At 51.9% G+C, this 563-nt stretch carries 1 rRNA gene; it reads left to right on the top strand.

The features are described 5' to 3' along the window. Positions 1–486: 486 nt before the first annotated feature. A 16S ribosomal RNA gene (locus N7367_RS19355) occupies positions 487–563 on the top strand; the annotation flags it as partial.

Below are 563 nucleotides of genomic sequence, written 5' to 3'. Positions count from 1 at the left end.
CCCCGCTGCTCACGCAGCGGGGTTTTCCTTTTTTTGCAGGCACCTGGTTTTGACCTGGACTTGCGGCAACAACTTCACGAAGAGCTTCAAGTTCCTCAAACAAGTTGTTGACAAAGCTGAAAGGCCTGCCATAATAGGCGGCTCGCAACGACGAAAGCCTCTCGGGGCCAACGACGAAGCAACTCCGGCAACAACGCCCACCCCGGTGCGGCGGCCTTGAAAAAGGTGTTGACGAAGCGGAAAAGCCGGCTATAATGGGCGGCTCGCTACGAAGGAAACTTCGCAGCATACGGGAACGGCGCTGAGGCCACTTCCCCGGATCTTTGAAAGTATGCGCAGGTATCTTGTGAAGGCGCCTGCAGGAAGGATGATTGTCCATCTTGCAGACGTTTGATCAAGCAACTATTAATTGTTTTAAAGCAAGCGATACGTTGCCAGAATCATTCATCTGCAGCTTTAAATTTTTGCCTTCGGGCAATGTAGTTTTAAGTGAAGAGTTTGATCCTGGCTCAGAGTGAACGCTGGCGGTAGGCCTAACACATGCAAGTCGAACGGCAGCACAA

This window comes from Stenotrophomonas sp. GD04145, assembly GCF_029835135.1.
GTDB lineage: Bacteria > Pseudomonadota > Gammaproteobacteria > Xanthomonadales > Xanthomonadaceae > Stenotrophomonas > Stenotrophomonas maltophilia_P.
Note: the sequence above shows the minus strand (reverse complement) of the source record. Positions and strands in the feature narration are given on the sequence as shown.